The organism is Sphingomonas sp. GW821-FHT12D09 (genome assembly GCF_058807215.1).
The window spans coordinates 378,941-398,304 of sequence record NZ_JBXAQL010000002.1 but is presented as its reverse complement, the minus strand read 5'-3'; the positions used below and the strand labels follow the sequence as shown (position 1 = coordinate 398,304).

25 protein-coding genes are annotated in these 19,364 nt (G+C 67.1%); 9 read left to right on the top strand and 16 right to left on the bottom strand.

Annotation, left to right across the window (positions count from 1 at the left end; genetic code table 11):
* Positions 1-20: 20 nt before the first annotated feature.
* Positions 21-575: a hypothetical protein gene (locus AC1RPL_RS11855; RefSeq protein WP_493069506.1), complete on the top strand. Its 555-nt coding sequence runs from the start codon at positions 21-23 to the stop codon at positions 573-575.
* A gap of 3 nt (positions 576-578) precedes the next feature.
* Complete coding sequence (locus AC1RPL_RS11850) at positions 579-1,061, top strand: bactofilin family protein (RefSeq protein ID WP_493069505.1); 483 nt, start codon at positions 579-581, stop codon at positions 1,059-1,061.
* Positions 1,062-1,165: 104 nt separating this feature from the next.
* Here AC1RPL_RS11850 and AC1RPL_RS11845 read toward each other — a convergent pair whose 3' ends face one another.
* Positions 1,166-1,762: a DUF4142 domain-containing protein gene (locus AC1RPL_RS11845; RefSeq protein ID WP_493069504.1), complete on the bottom strand. Its 597-nt coding sequence runs from the start codon at positions 1,760-1,762 to the stop codon at positions 1,166-1,168.
* A 93-nt stretch (positions 1,763-1,855) separates the two neighbouring features.
* On the opposite strand from AC1RPL_RS11845, the gene AC1RPL_RS11840 reads away from it, so the two are divergent.
* The gene (locus tag AC1RPL_RS11840) at positions 1,856-2,308 is read left to right on the top strand and encodes a GFA family protein (protein WP_493069503.1); all 453 of its coding nucleotides are present in this window, start codon (positions 1,856-1,858) and stop codon (positions 2,306-2,308) included.
* A 30-nt stretch (positions 2,309-2,338) separates the two neighbouring features.
* On the opposite strand, the gene AC1RPL_RS11835 is transcribed toward AC1RPL_RS11840, so the two are convergent.
* From AC1RPL_RS11835 to AC1RPL_RS11800, 8 genes are all read right to left on the bottom strand, one after another.
* The gene (locus AC1RPL_RS11835) at positions 2,339-3,586 is read right to left on the bottom strand and encodes a hypothetical protein (protein ID WP_493069502.1); all 1,248 of its coding nucleotides are present in this window, start codon (positions 3,584-3,586) and stop codon (positions 2,339-2,341) included.
* A gap of 64 nt (positions 3,587-3,650) precedes the next feature.
* A complete protein-coding gene (locus AC1RPL_RS11830; RefSeq protein ID WP_493069501.1) occupies positions 3,651-3,995 on the bottom strand; it encodes a DUF3140 domain-containing protein in 345 nt (114 codons plus the stop codon).
* Between the two features lie 74 nt (positions 3,996-4,069).
* Positions 4,070-5,473, bottom strand: coding sequence for a hypothetical protein (locus AC1RPL_RS11825; RefSeq protein WP_493069845.1), 1,404 nt, complete (start codon positions 5,471-5,473; stop codon positions 4,070-4,072).
* A 19-nt stretch (positions 5,474-5,492) separates the two neighbouring features.
* Positions 5,493-5,855, bottom strand: coding sequence for a hypothetical protein (locus AC1RPL_RS11820; protein ID WP_493069500.1), 363 nt, complete (start codon positions 5,853-5,855; stop codon positions 5,493-5,495).
* Positions 5,856-5,913: 58 nt separating this feature from the next.
* Positions 5,914-7,311: a dihydrolipoyl dehydrogenase gene (gene lpdA, locus AC1RPL_RS11815; RefSeq protein ID WP_493069499.1), complete on the bottom strand. Its 1,398-nt coding sequence runs from the start codon at positions 7,309-7,311 to the stop codon at positions 5,914-5,916.
* A 40-nt stretch (positions 7,312-7,351) separates the two neighbouring features.
* A complete protein-coding gene (locus AC1RPL_RS11810) occupies positions 7,352-7,750 on the bottom strand; it encodes an acyl-CoA thioesterase (RefSeq protein WP_493069498.1) in 399 nt (132 codons plus the stop codon).
* Positions 7,743-7,970: a hypothetical protein gene (locus AC1RPL_RS11805; protein WP_493069497.1), complete on the bottom strand. Its 228-nt coding sequence runs from the start codon at positions 7,968-7,970 to the stop codon at positions 7,743-7,745. Before AC1RPL_RS11805 ends, AC1RPL_RS11810 begins: the two co-directional genes overlap by 8 nt.
* Before the next feature lie 17 nt (positions 7,971-7,987).
* Positions 7,988-9,286: a pyruvate dehydrogenase complex dihydrolipoamide acetyltransferase gene (locus AC1RPL_RS11800; protein WP_493069496.1), complete on the bottom strand. Its 1,299-nt coding sequence runs from the start codon at positions 9,284-9,286 to the stop codon at positions 7,988-7,990.
* A gap of 131 nt (positions 9,287-9,417) precedes the next feature.
* Here AC1RPL_RS11800 and AC1RPL_RS11795 point away from each other — a divergent pair, with 131 nt between their 5' ends.
* Both AC1RPL_RS11795 and AC1RPL_RS11790 read left to right on the top strand, forming a co-directional pair.
* The gene (locus AC1RPL_RS11795; RefSeq protein ID WP_493069495.1) at positions 9,418-9,873 is read left to right on the top strand and encodes a universal stress protein; all 456 of its coding nucleotides are present in this window, start codon (positions 9,418-9,420) and stop codon (positions 9,871-9,873) included.
* A gap of 67 nt (positions 9,874-9,940) precedes the next feature.
* Positions 9,941-11,209: a M20/M25/M40 family metallo-hydrolase gene (locus tag AC1RPL_RS11790; RefSeq protein WP_493069494.1), complete on the top strand. Its 1,269-nt coding sequence runs from the start codon at positions 9,941-9,943 to the stop codon at positions 11,207-11,209.
* Positions 11,210-11,472: 263 nt separating this feature from the next.
* On the opposite strand, the gene AC1RPL_RS11785 is transcribed toward AC1RPL_RS11790, so the two are convergent.
* The 5 genes from AC1RPL_RS11785 to AC1RPL_RS11765 all read right to left on the bottom strand — a co-directional run bounded on the left by AC1RPL_RS11785 (position 11,473) and on the right by AC1RPL_RS11765 (position 14,973).
* Positions 11,473-12,513, bottom strand: a complete 1,041-nt coding sequence (locus AC1RPL_RS11785; RefSeq protein WP_493069493.1) for an RcnB family protein — start codon at positions 12,511-12,513, stop codon at positions 11,473-11,475.
* 114 nt (positions 12,514-12,627) lie between these two features.
* Positions 12,628-13,113 carry a GAF domain-containing protein gene (locus AC1RPL_RS11780; protein ID WP_493069492.1) on the bottom strand — a complete coding sequence of 162 codons (486 nt, stop codon included), beginning with the start codon at positions 13,111-13,113 and terminating at the stop codon, positions 12,628-12,630.
* Positions 13,114-13,178: 65 nt separating this feature from the next.
* The gene (arfB, locus tag AC1RPL_RS11775; RefSeq protein WP_493069491.1) at positions 13,179-13,580 is read right to left on the bottom strand and encodes an alternative ribosome rescue aminoacyl-tRNA hydrolase ArfB; all 402 of its coding nucleotides are present in this window, start codon (positions 13,578-13,580) and stop codon (positions 13,179-13,181) included.
* Positions 13,573-14,223 (bottom strand): RluA family pseudouridine synthase, encoded by a 651-nt coding sequence (locus tag AC1RPL_RS11770; protein WP_493069490.1) that lies wholly within the window; start codon positions 14,221-14,223, stop codon positions 13,573-13,575. The genes arfB and AC1RPL_RS11770 overlap by 8 nt, the downstream gene beginning before the upstream one ends.
* Positions 14,224-14,277: 54 nt before the next feature.
* Entirely contained in the window at positions 14,278-14,973 is a 696-nt protein-coding gene (locus AC1RPL_RS11765) for a mannan-binding protein (RefSeq protein WP_493069489.1), read from the bottom strand.
* Between the two features lie 152 nt (positions 14,974-15,125).
* Between AC1RPL_RS11765 and AC1RPL_RS11760 the strand changes: the two genes are divergently transcribed.
* The gene (locus AC1RPL_RS11760) at positions 15,126-15,887 is read left to right on the top strand and encodes a M15 family metallopeptidase (RefSeq protein WP_493069844.1); all 762 of its coding nucleotides are present in this window, start codon (positions 15,126-15,128) and stop codon (positions 15,885-15,887) included.
* Here AC1RPL_RS11760 and wrbA read toward each other — a convergent pair.
* Positions 15,818-16,444, bottom strand: a complete 627-nt coding sequence (gene wrbA, locus AC1RPL_RS11755) for an NAD(P)H:quinone oxidoreductase (RefSeq protein WP_493069488.1) — start codon at positions 16,442-16,444, stop codon at positions 15,818-15,820. The two genes, AC1RPL_RS11760 and wrbA, sit on opposite strands and share 70 nt — an antisense overlap.
* 18 nt (positions 16,445-16,462) lie before the next feature.
* Positions 16,463-17,161: a pirin family protein gene (locus AC1RPL_RS11750; RefSeq protein ID WP_493069487.1), complete on the bottom strand. Its 699-nt coding sequence runs from the start codon at positions 17,159-17,161 to the stop codon at positions 16,463-16,465.
* A 182-nt stretch (positions 17,162-17,343) separates the two neighbouring features.
* On the opposite strand from AC1RPL_RS11750, the gene AC1RPL_RS11745 reads away from it, so the two are divergent.
* The 3 genes from AC1RPL_RS11745 (at position 17,344) to ctrA (ending at position 19,364) form a co-directional block, all read left to right on the top strand.
* Positions 17,344-17,538, top strand: coding sequence for a hypothetical protein (locus AC1RPL_RS11745; protein WP_493069486.1), 195 nt, complete (start codon positions 17,344-17,346; stop codon positions 17,536-17,538).
* 20 nt (positions 17,539-17,558) lie between these two features.
* Entirely contained in the window at positions 17,559-18,488 is a 930-nt protein-coding gene (locus tag AC1RPL_RS11740; RefSeq protein WP_493069485.1) for a LysR family transcriptional regulator, read from the top strand.
* 162 nt (positions 18,489-18,650) lie between these two features.
* Positions 18,651-19,364, top strand: coding sequence for a response regulator transcription factor CtrA (gene ctrA / locus AC1RPL_RS11735; protein ID WP_493069484.1), 714 nt, complete (start codon positions 18,651-18,653; stop codon positions 19,362-19,364).

Genomic DNA, 19,364 nt, shown 5'->3' with positions numbered 1-19,364 from the left:
CGCCGGCTACAGCTGGGAAGATGGTTCGTTACGCCCCCCGATTCAAGCCGCTCGCCGCCGCGCTCGCGGCGCTGTTCGCCACGCTCGCGCTGGGCAGCGTCGGCCCCAGCATCTCCGGAGTCGCGGGGCTGCTTTCCTGGGAGCTGTTCGGCCTGGCGATCACCGGCGGCGCCGGGGTGCTCGCTTGGCACCTTGCCCAGCTGACCGCGCTGCCGGCAGGGCCCGCCGCAAAGGCCGCCCTGCCCGCGGCGCTGGTCCCGCTGATCATATTCCCGAGCATCGGCGCGGGCGCGCTGGTCGTGCCCGCCGCGCTCGCCCTCGCCCTGTTCCGGACCGAGCGATTCGCCGCGGTGCTGGTGCTCGCCGGCGCAGTGGCGATGTTCGGCCCTGCCCCGCTATCCCCATTCGTCGCCGGCGCAGCGATGCTCGCCGCCGCGTGGCTTTGTCGAGCGCGCTGCCCCGCCGCGAACGACAATCCCTCTCTGGAACGCCTGTCCCGCTTTTGGCCGATGCCTGTTCCTGCACATTATGCTAGACAATTGCCCAGGGATTCGGGGTCCGAAACTGGGGAGTAGCGTATGTTCAATGGCAATAATCGTGGTCGTGATCGCGACGAGCGCCCGGCAATGCCGCCCGCGCCGCCGCAGCAGAGCAGCGGCAGCAATGCCAAGCGCGGCATGTTCTCGGTGATCGGTCCGGACGTGACCGTGACCGGCAATATCTCGGCCACCGCCGACCTGCATATCGACGGCCGCATCGAAGGCGACGTCAATTGCGGCAGCCTGGCGCAGGGCGCCGACAGCCAGATCTTCGGCAACGTCACCGCCGAGACCGCGCGCCTTGCAGGCGCGATCGAAGGCACGGTGCGCGTCAAGCAGCTCACGATCGAGCGATCGGCCAAGATCACCGGCGATGTCGAATATGAGAACATCACCATCGAGAATGGCGGCCATATCGACGGGCGCCTGAAGCATATGAGCACCGTCGCGGCGGCAGCGGCCACCGGCCCGCGCGCCGTGGAAGCGGCACCCTCGCCTTTCGCGGCGGCGGCGAACGAATAGGCTTCGTTTTTCGGGGAAACAGGAGGGGCGCGTTCCCACGGGGGGAGCGCGCCCTTTCTAATCTCCCCCTCCCTGCAAGGGAGGGGCGCTAGAAGGCCGGCCCCTCAGAGCCCCTTGATCTTGTCCAGATGCATCTGGACGATCGGCGCGATCTCTGCCGCGAAGCCCTTGAGCTCCGCCACGGTGCCGTTCGCGGCATAGTCCCTCACTGCCGCCAGCGTCTTCTCGTGCGCGACGATCTGCTGCGCCTTGTAGGCGGTATCGAAGTCCGCGCCGGTCGTGTCGCGCAGCGTGGCGAGGTTCGCCTCCTGCTCGGCGCTGAGCTTGGGATTGGGTGCGATCGCCGGCGCCGCCTTGGCGCCCGCGGCCTTGAGCTTAGCGGTCGATTCGGTGTGCCCTGTCACCATCATCCCGCCAAAGTCCTTGAGCGCCTGGCTCGTCGCCTTTTGCTGGGCGAGCTTGCCCGCCGCCACTTCATAGGCGTCGCTGGCACCCGCGGTGTCGGCGAAGGTCTGGCCGGTCATTACCGGCGCGCCGGTCTGGGCATTGAGCTCGGCCGCCGCATTGGCGTCGACGCTGTTCTCGGGAATGATGGTGTCGGTGGCGACGATATTGTCGACCGTGGTCACCGGCTCGCTGCCGCCGCAGGCGCCGAGCGCGAACGCCGGTCCCAGGCCGAGCGCGAAGAAGTATTTGTGCATGCAGGCTTTCCTCCTGTTGGGAGAAGGAACGCGGCGCATGGAGATGCCGTTCCGGGCGGGTTATGGGGATGCGGCGAATCGAGGAGATGGCCGATGATCGACGGGACCCAGGTGCATGAAGGCGGCTGCCGCTGCGGCGCCCTGCGCTTCCGGCTGAGCGCCGCCCCCTTCCTCACCAGCGCCTGTCATTGCACCGGCTGCCAGAAGATGACCGGCAGCGCCTTCTCGCTCACCCTGACCGCGCCGAGCGCAGCGTTCGAGGTAACGAAGGGTGCGCCGGTGATCGGCGGGCTGCACGGCCCGGTGGCGCATCATTTCCACTGCGACCAATGCAAGAGCTGGGTATTCACCCGCGCCGAGGGGATGGACTGGTTCGTCAACATCCGCACGACGATGCTCGATGCGCCGAACGACGCCCCGCCCTTCCTCGAGACCTGGACCAGCGAGAAGCTCCCCTGGGCGGAAACGCAGGCGACGCGCAGCTATCCGGGCAATCCGGACTGGAACGACTGGGATGCGCTGACCCGGGAATATGCCGCGGGTTAGATCATGCGCGGTCGGGGGCGGTGATACGGCTCAATCGAGCCGCAGCACCGCCGTCGCAGCGGAGGACAGGTCCGCCCGTTCCAGCAGGGATTGCTGGATTGCCAATGCCGTGCGGGCGACCTTTCCGGAATATGCCGTCCGCCCGTTCACGATCACGCGCACCGGCCGATCGAGGTCGAGCAGGCGATCGGAAAGGCGCAGCACGGTGCCCGCGGGAATGGTGCCGCCCAGCGTGATGGCCTGCCCCTTGACCTCTGCGGTGATCGTGTCGCCGGCCTTGGCCGCGGCGGCATCCGGAATGTGCAGCCAGTAGAAGCGATCGTGCGTCACATCATCCTGTCGCCAGATGATGCGGCGGGGCCACGGATCGCGGGTGAAGCCCGCCATCCAGGGCAGCGCCTCCGCGTCCTTGCGGTTCATCCAGTGCGGCAGGCCCGGATAGATGCGCGACATGTGGATATAGCCGCCGGGATCGGCCGCGCGCAGCCGATCGAGCTCGGCGGTTTTCTCCGCCGCGATCCTGTTGCGGTCATAGGCGGCATCGGCGCCGCCCATGAAGATCGCGAAGGGCAGGTTGCGCAGGCCGAGCAGCGACGCATCGTTCGGATGGCCCGCCATCATCGCCGCCGCAGCGAAGCGATCGGCCATGCGCGGGGCCAGCTGCCACACGCCATCGCCTCCCGCCGAATAGCCCATCAGGTAGACGCGGTCCGGATCGACACCATTCACCGCGACCTGGGCGTCGATCAGCTGCTGGAACAGCGGGTCGATATGCCCTTCGTGCCATAGATTCCACGTATCCGTCGGCGCGCGCGGGGCAAGGTAGATGCCCTCTGCAGGCTCATAGAGGCGAATCTGGTTCCGCCACTGCTGGTCGTTCACCGCCGCCTCGGCATTGCCGCCACCGTGCATCGAAATCCACAGGCTGCGCTTGCCCGGTGCCGCATTCCCGAAAATCCTGCTTTCCCACTTCAGCGTCTTATCACCGATCGTGATCTGCTTGGCGGCAATTGCGTCGGCGGAGCTTGTCGCGACTGCGCGCATGCGCGCCGCGCCCAGCAGTGCCAACGCCCGATCCGCGTCCGCGCGGCCCAGCGGGCGCGCCAGTGCAGGATCGTCGAGCGCGCGCGCCGCCGCGGGCTTCGCCAGCCAAGCCTCGATGGCGGCGAGTGGTGTCGCCGCGGTAGCCGGACGCGCCTCGACGGGCATTGCGGGGACGAAAATCGCCGGGACGAGCGGGCTGGCGGCGAGCAGGATGCGGATCGCGGAGGTGAGCATGCCGCTCCTCTACCCCGGCGGGGGCGCCTGTCCATGGTATAAATATGATCACGATGCCGACGGGTTAGTCCTTCAACGGATCATGCCCCCAGTTCATCAGCGAATAGCGCCAGCGTGAGGTCGGAATCCGGAAGTCCTCGTGCGGCCCCTGGGCGCGATGGCGGGCGACGAAGCCGATGACCTTGCGCATATGGGCATAGTCGCCGCCGTCGAGGTCGTCCTTGTCGGTTCGCAGGATCCCCACGATCCGCCGGCCCGATGCATGGCCTATGCTTTCGCCGCCATCGCGCTTGAAGCCCACCTTACGGCTTTCCGCCGTTTCGAGCCATTCCTCGATCTCTGCCGGCGCCATGTTCACCACCTCGTGGAACTTGCGCCAAATCTCCTCATGGTCGTCGCGACCCGCCACCCCATTCTCCGTTACCGTCATGTTACCCATGCGTAACGGTCTGCTATAGCTGCGGTTTCCGCCCTTGCGGGATTTTATCCAGCCGCATCGGTGTAAGTTTCGCCGACCGGCGGCAGCGCGATCCTCGCCGCGAGGCAGGTCGCGCCGACCAGCAGCAGCGCGGAGAGCGCGATCCGCACACCGCGCTTGGGCAAGGGCGCTCCTGCCAGCAGCGCGACTGCAATCCCGGTCGCGAGCATGGCCCAGAGGTGATAGCGATAATCGGCGGCGACGCTGATCACCAGGAAAGCCAGTTCGGTCAGCGCTGCCGACAGCGCAAGCGTGACCGCCAGCCGGCCTCGGGCATCCTCGCGCCGCCAGGCCAGCGCCAGCACCGCCAGCGCGGCGACCAGCCACAGGATCGGCGCACCCAGCGGGCTTTCGGCGAGCATGCCCGCGACTCGCTGGAACGGTTCGGTCCGCGGCGAAGGCGAGGCCAGCCCGAGCGCGTTGGGCTCGCTATCCCATTGCGGATCGGCAAGTGGGTAGCGCCACGGTACCAGCCAGCGCATCGTCGCGTTCCAATGCGCGAGCCGGTGCGCGGCATAGGCGAGCGGATGGCGCGCGATCGCGCCGATCCAAACCTCGGTCAACTCGCGCCCCGGCGCGGCGACGGCCAGCCCGTCCGACACGAAGTCGCAGCGGTCGCCGAGCGGATCCCACAGCAAGGGCCGGATGCACCGCTTCGCCTCCGCCGCCTGCCACACCGACGCGGGCAGCGCCGGCACTGCTTCGGCGCCCGCATGATGCGCGATGCCAGCCAGGTCGTAAATCGGCAGCGAGCGACCGACATCGCTCGCGCTGGCGCGGAAGATGGCATGATTGACCAGCGGCATCGCCACCAGCACCGCGATCGTCGCCGCCAGCATCAGTGCGCCTTGGCGTACCGGCCGCCATCGCCCCGCCCCCAGCAAGCCGAAGGCGAGCGGCACGGTGGCGAACACGGCGTTGATGCGGACCAATGTCGCATAGACCAGCAGCAACCCGACCAGCGCCACCGCCCAGCGCGGCAACGCCCGGTCCTGCAGCCGCCACCAGGCCGCAATCCCCGTCGCGGCTAGCAAAGCCCCCGCCATCTGACTGTCCTTGAGCACCGCGACCTGCCAGCCGGCGAGCGGCGGCCAGACGCCGAGCAGCAGCACCGCGCCTGCCGCGATCCGCGCACCCTGTCGGGCCAGCGCCGCCGCGATCAGGCCGAGGCCGGTCCAGAAGAGCAGCATCTGCAGCAGGAACATCGGCGCCTGGCCGTGCCAGCCGCTGGCGTGGAACAGCGCCCACAGCCGCGCCATCGCCGGCGGGTGCCAGTCGTCATAGCTGCCCGACGTGACTTGCGCGTACTGGTTGAGGCTGTCGAACATCGCGATGCCCGGCCAGAACAGCGCGAGCATGAGGAGGCCGAGCAACAATGCCGCAAGCGCCGCCCGTCCGGCAGGCGACACGCGGCTCAATGCAATGCTCCTAGCCGGTCTTGCGGCCGAACACCGGGCGCGGCGCATCCTCGGGGATCCTCATGTCGATCTCGCCCGCCGCCTTGCGCTCCATGTAGCGGGCGAGCGCGGCATCTGCGTCGAAAGCCGGCGCTTCCGCCAAGTCCACGCCCGGCTTCACCTTGGCAGCGCTGCTCGACACCAGGGCCAGCTTGAGCAGTTTGACGACCACCGGAATGCAGAAGATAAGGCCGATCGCGCCCAGCCCGAGCACCGTGGGGCCCAGCCCGGGGGCCAAATACCCGTCGCTCCAGCTCTCGCCGGTGAAACGAAACAGCAGCCAGCCGATATAGGCCAGGGGCAGCAGGGACAGGATCAGCTTGACCGCGCGCACGCCAAATCTCCCACCAGTTTGCGAGAAGCTGGTGGGAGGTTTGGCAAAAAAGCATGAACTAAATGTGGAGAGCGCGGCCATATGCGCCGAGAACCGCCTCGTGCATCGTCTCGCTGATCGTCGGGTGCGGGAACACCGTCTCCATCAACTCGGCCTCGGTGGTCTCCAGGGTCTTGCCGATCGTATAGCCCTGGATCATCTCGGTCACTTCCGCGCCGATCATGTGCGCGCCGAGCAGTTCGCCGGTCTTGGCGTCGAACACCGTCTTCACAAAGCCCTCGGCTTCCTCAAGAGCAATGGCCTTGCCGTTGCCGATGAAGGGGAAGTTGCCGACCTTGACCTCGTAGCCGGCTTCCTTGGCCTTGGCCTCGGTGAGGCCGACGCTGGCGATCTGCGGGTGGCAATAGGTGCAGCCCGGGATGTTGCGGACGTCCATCGCGTGCGGATGCTTGCCGGCGATCGCCTCGACGGCGATCACGCCCTCGTGGCTCGCCTTGTGCGCGAGGAAGGGCGGCGCAGTGACGTCGCCGATCGCATAGAGGCCGGCGATGTTGGTCTTGCACGCCGCGTCGGTGACGATATGGCCGCGCTCGGTCTTCACGCCCAGCGTCTCAAGCCCGATATTCTCGGTGTTCGGCACGATGCCGATCGCGACGATGACATGGCTGAACTCACCGACCGTGACCTTGCCGTCCTTGTCCTTGATCGACGCCTTCACGCCCAAACCGGTGACTTCGAGCTTGTCGACGCCGGTCGAGGTCAGGATCGTCATGCCCTGCTTCTTGAACTGCTTCTCGAGATGCGCGGAGACGTCCTTGTCCTCCACCGGCACGATCCGGTCGAGCATCTCGACGATGGTCACTTCCGAGCCCATGTCGTTGTAGAAGCTCGCGAACTCGACGCCGATCGCGCCCGATCCGATGACGAGCAGCTTGGTCGGCATCTCGGGCGGAGTCATCGCGGTGCGATAGGTCCAGATGCGCTTGCCGTCGGTCTTGGCGAAGGGCAGGTCGCGGGCACGGGCGCCGGTGGCGACGATGATGTTCTTCGCCTCGAGATCGGTCTTCTTGCCGTCCTCGCCGGTCACGGTCAGCTTGCCCGGCGCGGTCAGCACGCCGGTGCCCATGTGCACCGTGATCTTGTTCTTCTTCATCAGGTGCGTGACGCCCTGGTTGAGCTGCTTGGCGACGCCGCGCGAGCGCTTCACCACGGCTTCCAGGTCGGCGCTGATCTTGTCGGCGACCAGCCCGTAATCCTTGGCGTGCTGCATATAGTGATAAATCTCGGCCGAGCGAAGCAGCGCCTTGGTCGGGATGCAGCCCCAGTTGAGGCAGATGCCGCCCAGCAGCTCGCGCTCGACGATCGCCGTCTTGAGGCCCAGCTGCGCGGCGCGGATCGCCGCCACATAGCCGCCGGGGCCCGAACCGAGCACGATCACGTCATAGGTGTCAGCCAAGGGAGGAGTCCTTCATTCTGAATGATGCGAATATGGGGCGTCAGCCCGGGATTTCATCGATCGGCCGCGGCCGCTTGTGCTCGTCCACCGCCACGAACACGAAATGCGCCTGGGTGACCAGGCAGCTCTCTTCCGAGTGCCGGGCGCGGCGCCAGGACTGGACCTCGATCGTCATCGAGGTGCGCCCGACCTTGACGATATCGGCGAACACCGAGACTTCGTCGCCCACCAGCACCGGGGCGTGGAACTTCATGCCCTCCACCGCGACGGTGACCGCCCGGCCGCGCGAGCGGCGTGCGGCGACCAGCCCGGCGGCAAGATCCATCTGGCCCATCAGCCAGCCGCCGAAGATGTCGCCATAGGCATTGGCGTCGGCCGGCATGGTGCTGACCCGGATCGCCGGCTGCTGCTGCGGCGGCTGACCGCCTTCCTCAATCATTTGCGCGCGGCCCCGTGCCGCCGGCAAGCTTTGCCTTGTCCTCGGCGAACGCCTTGCGCACCGGGCCAACGCCCATCAGTACCACCGCGATCATGCAGCCGAACGCGACCACCCAGATATCCTGGGTCGCGCGCGGATAGGACCAGGCCGCCGCCGTGGCGATCAACGCCGCGGCGACCAGCCCGATCGCGATATGCACCACTTCGATCAGCACGCGCATCGGCGCAGCCCTCCGGTTCAGGCGATCATCCCGAACGGATTCTCGACCAGTTCCTTGAAGATCTTCATCATCGCGGCGCCATCGGCCCCGTCGATCGCACGATGATCGAAGCTGCCCGTGGCCGACATCACCGTCGCCACCTGCAGCGCGTCGTCGATCACATAGGGCCGCTTCTCGCCCGCGCCGATCGCCATGATCATGCCCTGGGGCGGATTGATCACCGCTTCGAACTGCTTGATCCCGAACATGCCCATGTTCGAGAGCGACGCGGTGCCGCCCTGATATTCCTCGGGCTTGAGCTTGCCTTCCTTGGCGCGGCCGGCGAGGTCCTTCATCTCGACCGAGATCGCCGAGACCGCCTTGTTCGCCGCATCGCGGATGATCGGCGTGATCAGGCCGGTCGGGGTCGACACAGCGACCGACACGTCCGAGCGGCTGTACTTGATCAGCTGGTCGCCGGTGTAGGTGACGTTGCACTTGGGCGCCTGGGCCAGCGCGACGCCGAGCGCCTTGATCAGCAGGTCGTTGACCGAAAGCTTCACGCCGCGCGCCTCGAGCGCCTTGTTGAGGTCGCCGCGCAGCTTGAGCAGCGCATCCAGGCGGATGTCGAGCGTCAGGTAGATGTGCGGGATCGTCTGCTTCGACTCGGTGAGGCGGCGTGCGATCGTCTTGCGGATGTTCGAGAGCTTCTCGGCCTCGTGCGGGATCGATTCGTCCCACCAGACCGGCTTGTGCTCGGCCGGAGCGGCGGCGGCGGGAGCAGCCGAAGGTGCGGCGGCGGCAGTCGGAGCAGCAGCGGCGGCGGCAGGCTTCGCGCCTTCGAGATCCGCCTTGACGATGCGGCCGTTCGGGCCCGAACCCGAAACATTGGCCAGGTCGACGCCCTTTTCGGCGGCGATGCGCTTGGCGAGCGGGCTCGCCTTGACACGCTCGCCCGAAGCCGAAGCCGCCTGGGCCGGAGCGGATGCCGGAGTCGGCGCGGGCGCAGGGGCCGGAGCTGCCTCCGCCTTCTTCTCTTCAGCCTTGGGCGCTGCCGCCGGGGCCGGCGCGGCCGCCGCGGTCGAGGCGTCCTCGCCCTCGCCGGCGATGATCGCGATCACGGTGCCGACCTTCACATTGTCGGTGCCCTCGGCGACGAGGATCTTGGCGATCACACCTTCGTCCACCGCTTCGAATTCCATGGTCGCCTTGTCGGTCTCGATCTCGGCCATGAGGTCGCCGGACTTCACCGTATCGCCCTCCTTGACGAGCCACTTGGCGAGGGTGCCCTCTTCCATGGTGGGGGAAAGCGCCGGCATCTTGATTTCGATCGACATGAAGGTTTCCGTTGTTGGAGCCCTGAGCAGGTTCGCGCCCTCCTTTGCGCCCCCCCCGCCCCGGGTCAAGAGACGCGCTTGCAGGAAATGACGCTACGGGGCACGTAACGCACGACCAAGAGGATCAATCCATGCGCACCTATCTGGTGGTGATCGACGAAAGTCCGGAGGCGGAGATCGCATTGCGATTCGCTGCCAGGCGTGCCGCGAAGACCGGCGGCAACGTCGAAATCCTTGCGCTGATTCCCAAGCCGGACTTCGTCCAATGGGGTGGCGTGATGGCCACGATCGAGGAGGAAGCCCGCGAACGCGCCGAGGCGCTGGTCGCCCGCGCCGCCGGTACCTTGTTCACCGAATCGGGCCTGAAGCCCTCGATCACGGTGCGCGAAGGCGACGGGCCGAAGATCGTCCACGAGATGATCGCCGCCAACCGCGAGATCGCCGCCCTGGTGCTCGGCGCCGCCGCCAGCGGCCCGCCGGGCCCGATGGTGGCGCACTTCGCGGGCTCGGATGCGGGCACGCTGCCGGTACCGCTGATGATCATCCCCGGTGCACTGGATATGGACGCGATCGATCGGCTGAGTTGATAATCCCTCTTCCATTGGGAGCGGGAGAGTTATTGACCCGCCCGCCCCATCGCGCCACCCTCCCCACATGCGCACCCTTCCCCTGCTCTCGCTCGCCCTGCTCTTTCCCGCCGCCGCCCAGGCGCAGGAAAAGCCAGACCCCGCCCATCTCAAGGCATCGGTCGAGAAGCTGGTCGGCTTCGGCACCCGCCACACCCTCTCCGATCCCGACAACCCCACGCGCGGCATCGGCGCCGCGCGGCGCTGGTTCGCCGGCGAGCTCGCCAGGATCGGCGACCAGTGCAACTGCATCGAAGTCGCCAATATCGCCCGCACCTTCACCGGCCCGCGCGCGCCGAACGGGGTGCAGATCGTCGATGTCGTCGGCTTCCAGGCCGGCACCGATCCCAAGCGCGTCGTCATCGTGATGGGCCACATCGACAGCCGCGTGACCGATGTGATGAACGCCACCGCCGACGCGCCGGGCGCCAATGACGACGGCTCGGGCACCGCGCTGGTGCTCGAGGCCGCGCGCATCCTGTCGAAGGAGAAGTTCAAGGCGACGATCGTCTATGCAGCGCTTTCCGGCGAGGAGCAGGGCCTGTTCGGCGGACAGTTGCTGGCGGAGACCGCCAAGGAGCGCGGCTGGACGGTCACCGCGGTGCTCAACAACGATATCGTCGGCAACACCGTCGGCACCGATGGGCGCAAGGTCGCAGACCGGGTGCGCGTCTTTTCCGAGACCTATGGCGAGAACGACGAGCCCGCTTCGCTAAAGGGGCTGCGCGCCGATGGCGGCGAGGATGACGGCCCCTCGCGCGCGCTCGCCAAGGCGATCGACCAGGTCGCCGGCAAGATTCCCGGCGGGCTCGACGCCTTCCTCGTCCGCCGGCCCGACCGGTTCGGCCGCGGCGGCGATCACTCGCCGTTCCAGAAGCTCGGCTATCCCGCAGTGCGCTTCTCGGTCGGCGTCGAGAATTACGACGCCCAGCACCAGGACCTCGTCCCCGGCAAGGGCGACACCGCCGACAAGATGGACTTCCCCTATCTCGCCAAGGTGACTGCGCTCAACGTCGCGACGATCCGCCGCCTGGCCTCGGCACCGGCATCGCCCGACAAGGTGACGATCGGCGGCGCCTTGGGCTCCGACACGTCGGTGAAGTGGACCGCCGTTCCCGGCGCCGCGAAATACCGCATCCACTGGCGCCGCGCCGACGCGCGGGAGTGGACGGGTCAGCTCGATGTCACCGGCACCGAGGCGAGCCTGAAGGGCGTGGTGGTGGACGACAGCTTTGTCGGTGTCTCGGCGGTCGGCGCCGATGGGGCGGAGAGCCTGGTGACATTCGGGCGGCGGTGAGCCTTATCGTCACCCTGAACTTGTTTCAGGGTCCAACTCTCGACAATGGATGTTGCGCGCGGCACCTGGACACCGAACACGTTCAGCATGACGAAGACTTGCAATGTAGGATTTCGCCTGCTCCATACTGGTGGATGCAGGCCGAGCTTCTCCTCAGCACCCGTCGCACGTCCCGCGCATCACCGCGCGGAAAGGGAAAACCGGGCCCCCGTAGCGTATACTTCGTAAACTTCCGCGGCGCGCTCAACCCCGCGAATCGGCCCTTAGCGGCAGCCGCAGACGCAGCACCTTACCACCGGCGCGCGGTAGCGACGCACGGGCGCCTTGCGCACCACGCGGCGCGGGGCCGAGCGGACATAGGTGGTGGTGGTCGCCACTTCCTCGATCACTTCCTCGGTGATCGTGGTAGTTGTGGTCGCGGCGGGCATGGTGATGATCACGGTCGAGCCGACCGGCGCGCCATAATAGGCGGCACCCGCCTGGTAGCTGCCCTGGGCGCCGTAATAAGCCTGGCCCGAGCCGTAATAGCCCTGAACCTGCACCGCCGGCGGCGCACCGATCGCGCCGGCCGGCGGTGGACTCCCCCTGGAGTAACCGTCGTCATAATAGTCATTGGGATCGACCGGCTGGATGGGCTGGCGATAGCCGCCGCCAACGGTCGCGTTCGAATAGCTGTACGCGTTCGAGTAGCTGCCGCTCGAATCGGCATAGGCATCGGCCCAGCCGATCCCGTCCACCGAATCCCACACGTCGCCGCGGTCGTCGACCAGCACGGCGTCGTCATAATAGCGGACCCAGAAATAGCCGGCGGGTGGCGCGGCGAGGCCCCAGCTCAGATAGTCCGGGATGCGGAAGCCGCTGCCCATCCAGTAATTGGGCAGGTGCCCGCCACGGCCCATGCGGCGATAATTGTTCCAGCCGCCGGGTGCCTGGGTGCCGGCATACCAGCGGCCGTTGATCTGGCCGCCCCAGCGGTTGCCGCCATGTTGCGCGGCATTCTGGCCTCGGCCACGCGGCGGCAGCGCCATCCAGCGGCCATTCTGCCAGACACGCGGGCCAGCGGTGGGCACGCCGGGGCCGGTATGGATGTTGGTCGGCACCGGGCCGGGATTGTGCGGGGGATTGGCTGAGACGCGTGGCGGCGGCGGCATCGGCACATTCCGCGGGCCCATGCCACCAGGCGCGGGAATCGGACCGCCGCGGGTGCCGCCCCAAGTGGGGCCAGGCGACGTCACCTGCGCGGCGGCGGGCAGTGCTGCCAGCAGCGCCGTGGCCATCACGGCCGGCTTCAACAGGTGACGCATCATAAACTCCTTCGCCATGCTCAGAGCCGCCCCGCTCTCATGGTTGCCGAAGGATTAAGCTCTACCCGCGCGGGGCGCCACTTTTGCCTATGCTTAACGGAGTCCCGATCCGGGTCAGCCGACCAGTCTGGGACCGAGAATCCGCATCAAGGCTTCGCAACCCGCCGCGTCGCCGGCATCGAAGCGTGCCGGATTGGGGCTGTCGAGGTCGAGCACACCGACCAGTTCGCCCTGGACGACGATCGGCACCACCAACTCGGAGCGGCTGGCGGCGTCGCAGGCGATATGGCCAGGGAACGCATGGACGTCCTCGACCAGCTGGGTCTCGCGGGTCGTCGCCGCGGCACCACATACGCCCTTGCCGAACGGAATGCGGATGCAGGCGGCCTTGCCCTGGAACGGCCCGAGGACGAGCTCATCGTTCACATTGCGGTAGAAGCCGGCCCAGTTGAGATCGGGCAGATACTGCCAGATCAGCGCCGAGACATTCGCCATGTTGGCGATGGCGTCGGGCTCGTCGGCGGTGAGCGAATCGAGCGCGGCGGCGAGGTCGCGGTAGAGCTCAGCCTTGTCGGTGGTTTCGATGTCAAAGGCGTACATGGCGCTTCATGTAGGCGATCGCGCGACCGAACGGGAGAGGCGAAACCGACAGATTGCGCGGGCGGTCAGTCCAGCCGGACCTTGCCGCGGCCGGCCTTGACCTGGGATCGGCCCTTCTTCTCGTCCACCCGCCGCGCCTTGGCGGCCTTGCTCGGCTTGGTCTTAATCCGCCGGGCGTCGCGCTCATGCGCCTTGTCGATCAGCTCGCCCACCCGCTCCCGGGCATCGGCGCGATTGGCTTCCTGGGTGCGGAACTTGCGGGCGGTGATCACCAGCTCGCCGCCGGTGGTCAGCTTGGTGCCAGCCAGCAGCTTGAGCTTCTGATAGGCATAGGGCGCCAGCCCCAGCTTGAACACGTCGATCCGCAACTGCACCGCAGTCGCCACCTTGTTGACGTTCTGTCCACCCGGCCCGGTCGAGGCGAGGAACTTCTCCTCGACGATCGCCTCGTCGGGAATCTCAGCCACGGCCGAACCCGATATTGTGGAAGCGCGCCGGCAGCGGCGCTGTCGCGTGGATGTCGTCCTTGCCTTCACGGGGCACGGTGAGTTCCGCTGCGTGGAGCATCATCGCCGGCCCGCCGCGGCCATAGACCGGGTCGCCCAGCACCGGCACCCCCAGCCCTTCGGCGGCGTGGACGCGGATCTGATGGGTGCGGCCGGTCTCGGGATAAAAGGCGACCATCGCCTTACCGTCCTTGCGCTCGATCACCTTCCAGCGCGTGATCGAAGCCTTGCCCTTGGGATCGCCGGTCATCCGCCAGCCCTCCTCTCGGGTCGAAATCTTGGACAGCGCCAGTTCGATCGTGCCGCTGTCGCCCTCGGGCTCGCCGTCGAGCACAGCGAGATAGCGCTTGGTCACCGCGCCGGCCTCGAAAGCCTGGGCGAAGCGCTTCATCGCCTTGGGGTTGCGGGCGAGCAACAGGCATCCGCTGGTGTCGCGGTCGAGCCGGTGGACGGGCAGCGGCAGGCGCTGGAAGCCGAAGGTGAGCTGGCCGAGCAGGTCCTCGAGGCTTTCCGCGCGGTCCCGCGGACGATCGACCGGCAAGCCCGCAGGCTTGTCGATCACCAGAGCCTCGCCATCGATGAAGAGCACGCGATCCTTGAACATCGCCCGCCCATGCCACCGCCGGCGCCGAAGCGCCAGCGGTGGTGGGTTTTCAGCTTAGCGCTGGAAGCGGATCGAGCAGACCGACTGGCGGCCCTGCACCGTAGTATGCCACTGGCCGGTCCATTCGCCGCGCATGTTGCGCGCGGTGTCGCGGCACTTGCGATCGGCATCGCCCTGGTTCCAGAGCGGGCCGACTTCGATGTCGCGGATCACGCCACCGCTGCCCCAGCCGCCGCCATTACCGGGATAACCGCCGCCATTGCCGGGACCGCCGGGGCCACCGCCCCAGTTTCCGCCGCCATTGCCCGGACGGCCGCCGCCGGGACGACCCCAGCCGCCTTCGCCATAGCCGCCATTGTCACCCCAGCCATTGTTGCGGCGCGGATCGACATCGGTGATGCGGTAGAGAAGGCGCGGTCCGCCGGTGCGCGGAATGCCCGAGATGACGCCGCCGCGCAGATCGAGGCGGACGCGAGCGCCGCGCGAAGGATCGTAGAGGTTGACCTGGTCGCGGCTGCGATTGGTCTCGTCGAAACGGTGGATCAGCGTGCCGTCATCGGCGAATTCGACCCACCGGCCGGGCCGGGTCTCGACAAAGGCGCCGCCGCCGGTGTGGCGGACGCGGCCGACATTATTGCCGTCCACCCGCTGCAGGGCAGTGGGCGCGGCGTGGCTGGCCGGCGGGGCCGCCGAGGCGACACCGCCCAGCAGCGCCGCGGACAAGGCTAGGCAGGAAATTCGTGCGAGCATGGTTCATTCTCCCCTGGCTGCAACTTCGGGCCTTCTGACCCGATCGACACAGCTGCGCAACGATTCAGAAACGCGCAAAGTTGCGTGAGCCTTTTCGCTTGAACGGCGTTTGAACGAGCAATGCCCATCCTGGCAGCATGTTGGGGTTGCGTATGCGTATCTCGGCACTCGCCCTGTTCCTGCTCGCGCCGCTGGCGGCCCATGCCCATGAGGACGCCGCGCCCCCGCCAGCGACCGCATCGGTGGCACGTCTATTCAACCACCTCCCCTATGACGAGACCGATCCCGCCGCGCTGCTGCCGGTGCCCAGCCTGCCGGGCTGCACCGTGGCCCGCGAGGTCGTGTTCGATCTCGAGCGACTGCTGAGCGCCGCTCGAGCGGAGGGCATCGATCTCGGCGCAGTATCTTGCTTCCGCTCGGTCGCCTATCAGCGCCGGGTATTCTGTGCCGGCGCCGACAATTGCGACGCGGTGGCGCCGCTACGCGCCCGCTTCGTTGCGCCGCCGGGCTATAGCGAGCACGCCACCGGCTATGCGATCGACTTCATCCAGCGCGGCGGCGATTGCCGGGCGGTCGAGCAATGCTTCTTCCTCACCCCCGGTGGGCAATGGCTGATGCGCCGCGCGCCCGAGTTCGGCTTCGAGCTGTCGTTCCCTGCCGGCAACAAGCAGGGCGTGGGCTGGGAGCCCTGGCATTGGCGCTGGGTCGGTGCCCCGACCGCCCTCGCGCGCTTCGCCTCGGCGCAGGCGAGCTTCCCCGCCCTTCCCGCCGCATCACAAATAAAAACAGCGGCCGGACACGAGGTCCGGCCGCCGTCGCTGGAGACCGCGGCAGGAGGGGGAGTTTACGCGGTCTCGGCTTCGCGGTGGGGGGCCGCGATCTTGTTGGCCAGCTCGGCAACCTTGCGGCCCTGATAGCGCGCGCCGTCCAACTCGACCTGGCTGGGCAGGCGGCTGCCGTCGCCGTCCGAGATGGTGCTGGCGCCGTAGGGCGTGCCGCCCTTCACTTCATCGACACCGCCCTGGCCCTGGAAGCCATAGTCGAGGCCGACGATGTTCAGGCCGAAGTGCAGCAGGTTGGTGATGATCGAGAAGAGCGTTGTCTCCTGGCCGCCATGCTGGGTGGCGGTCGACGTGAAGGCGCCGCCGACCTTGCCGTTCAGCTGGCCCTGGTACCAGACGCCGCCGGCGCGGTCCCAGAAGCTCGCCATCTGGCTCGCCATCCGGCCGAAGCGGGTCGGCGCCCCGACGATAATGCCGTCATAGTTGGCGAGTTCGTTGACGTCGTCGAGCACCGGGTGGCTGTGATCGGCGATGAAGCCCGATGCAGCCGCGACTTCGGCAGGCGCAGTCTCGGGAACGCGGCGGACATCGACCTCGGCACCGGCGCTGCGGGCGCCTTCGGCCACGGCATCGGCCATCTTCGCGAGGTGGCCATAGGACGAGTAATAGAGAACGAGGATCTTGGACATGGTTGCTTCCCTTCCTGATTATTCGCTGTCGACCAGGACGATTTCGGCGTCCTCGATCGCGGTGATGGTGTAGGTCTTACCACTGGCGAGCGCGGCCCCGTCTCGGGCATCCACGCGCTCGCCGTCGATCTCGATCGTGCCGACGGCAGGCACCAGATAGGCGTGACGATTGGCACCCACTTGGTGGGTGACGCTCTCGCCGGCCTTGAGCGTGGCGCCGAGGACGCGGGCGTCGGCCCGGATCGGCAGCGCGTCGTCATCGTCGGCGAAGCCGCTTGCCAGGGTGACGAACTTGCCCGAGCGATCGCCCTTGGGGAAAGGCTTGGCGCCCCAGCTCGGCTGGCCACCGCGCTCGCGCGGCATGATCCAGATCTGGAAGAGTGTCGTCGTCTCGGGCTCGAGATTATACTCTGCGTGACGCACGCCGGTGCCAGCGCTCATCACCTGGACATCGCCGGCGCCGGTGCGGCCCTTGTTGCCCATCGAGTCCTGGTGCGTGATCGCACCCTGGCGGACATAGGTAATGATCTCCATGTCCTGGTGCGGATGCGCCGGGAAGCCGGCGCCGGCAGCGATCTCGTCGTCGTTCCAGACGCGCAGCGCACCCCAGTTCATGCGGGCAGGGTCGTAATAGTTGGCGAAGCTGAAATGGTGGCGGGCGTTGAGCCAGCCATGGTCGGCGTGGCCAAGCGTATCAAAGGGTCGTTTGTCGATCATGGGGTGTAAACCTCCTGGTGTTGAGCAGAAGATAGGGACCCGGATCGGACCGTAAATGGAAACGTTGGAAACCGATCGTTTCGATATGCTTCCATTCGCCGGCGAAGCTGCTAGATTGGGTGGGTCCATAGCCGAAAGCAGCCGCCATGCCGCATGTGCTTCGCCGACTTCGCCCCTGCGCCGTGCTGCTCGCCCTGCCCGTTCCCGCACTGGCGCTAAAGGCTCCCAGCACCTGTCCCACCGCTGCCGCCGCGGACGGCGACGGGCAGAAGGATTTCGGACGTCACGCAATTCCGCGCGGTTCGAACAAGCCTTCTCGGCAGATGGCGCAAGCGCTGGGAAGTGAACTGGATCGCCACGACACGCGGCGCAGCTGAGCGCCGGACGGAGACACTAGATGAAAATCCCCGATTTCGAAGCCTGGGCCGTTTTCGCCGCAGTGGTCGAGCACCGCTCGTTCAGCGCCGCCGCGGACGCGCTGGCAGTTTCAAAGGCCACCGTGTCCAAGGCGATCACCCGCCTGGAGGGGCGGCTGGGCACCACGCTCTTCCATCGCACTTCGCGCCGGCTGACCCTCACCGACAGCGGCCGCGGCCTGGCCGAATATGCCCAGCGCATCCTGAGCGAAGGCCAGGCAGCGGAGGAAGCCGCCTTCGAATCCGCCAGTGCTCCCGCGGGACTGGTGCGCGTGGCGGCGCCGCTCACCTTCGGCATCCAGGCAGTAGCCCCGGTGCTGGCCGACTTCATGAAGCTCTATCCGGACATCAAGGTGGAGCTGCGCCTGTCCGATGCGTTCGTCGATATCGTCGGCGAGGGGATCGATATCGCGCTGCGCATCGCCGAGCTGCCGGACTCGTCGCTGCGGGCGCGGCGGATCGGGCCGGTGGTGATGCACATCGTCGGCGCGGCCAGCTATTTCGACAAGGCAGGCCGCCCGCGCCATCCCGCCGACCTCGCCCATCACGCCTGCTTCGTGTACACAAATACGTCCAATCCGGATGTTTGGCGCTTCCGCAAGGCCGGCGGCGAGGAAGCCGCGGTTCGCGTCGATGGGCCGATCCGCACCGACAGCGGCGATGCGATGATCCCCGCCCTGCGCGCCGGGCTGGGCATCGCCCGCCTGCCCGACTTCCTGATCGGCGGCGAACTCGCCAACGGCAATCTGGAGTCCGTCCTGGAGGATTGGTCGGCCAGCGCCGCCGGACTCCATCTGCTGACGCCCCCCGGCACGCTGCGCCCGGCTCGCGTCGAGGCGCTGATCGAATTCCTCACCGATCGCCTGCGCAAAACCTGTGGCGAATTCCTGGGAAAGGACTCGACTCCGTAACGAAATTGAGTCCGCTCTTAGGTAGATTCCCTACGACTCGTGGACCTAGGCCGGTTAGGGAGAAATTAACCTTTTGCCTTCAGACAAGCTTAGGTTAATGAATCGTCCGAGGCATGCCTTTTCATTGGGGCTAGGCAGCCTGCGGGCAAGGGGACTTTGACGATGCGCGTGCTGTTGATCGAAGACGAGCCGAGCACTGCCAAGGCGATCGAGCTGATGCTCACGACCGAGGGTTTCAACGTCTACACGACGGACCTCGGCGAGGAGGGCTTGGACCTGGCCAAGCTCTATGATTACGACATCATCTTGCTCGACCTGAACCTGCCCGACATGCACGGGTACGATGTTCTCAAGAAGGTCCGGGTCGCCCGCGTGCAGACGCCGGTGCTGATCCTGTCGGGCATTAACGAGATGGACTCCAAGGTGCGTTCGTTCGGCTTCGGTGCCGACGATTACGTTACCAAGCCCTTCCACCGCGAAGAGCTGGTAGCGCGCATCCATGCGGTCGTCCGCCGTTCGAAGGGCCACAGCCAGTCGGTCATCCGCACCGGCAAGCTCGCCGTGAACCTCGACGCCAAGACGGTCGAGGTCGATGGTGCCCGCGTGCACCTGACCGGCAAGGAATATGCGATGCTGGAGCTGCTTTCGCTCCGCAAGGGCACGACGCTCACCAAGGAAATGTTCCTGAACCACCTGTATGGCGGCATGGACGAGCCCGAGCTCAAGATCATCGACGTGTTCATCTGCAAGCTGCGCAAGAAGCTCAGCATGGCTACCGAAGGCGACAATTACATCGAGACCGTCTGGGGCCGCGGCTATGTGCTGCGCGAGCTGGACGGTGTCGAGGCGCAGGAGCCGGTTTCGGCCGTAGCCTGA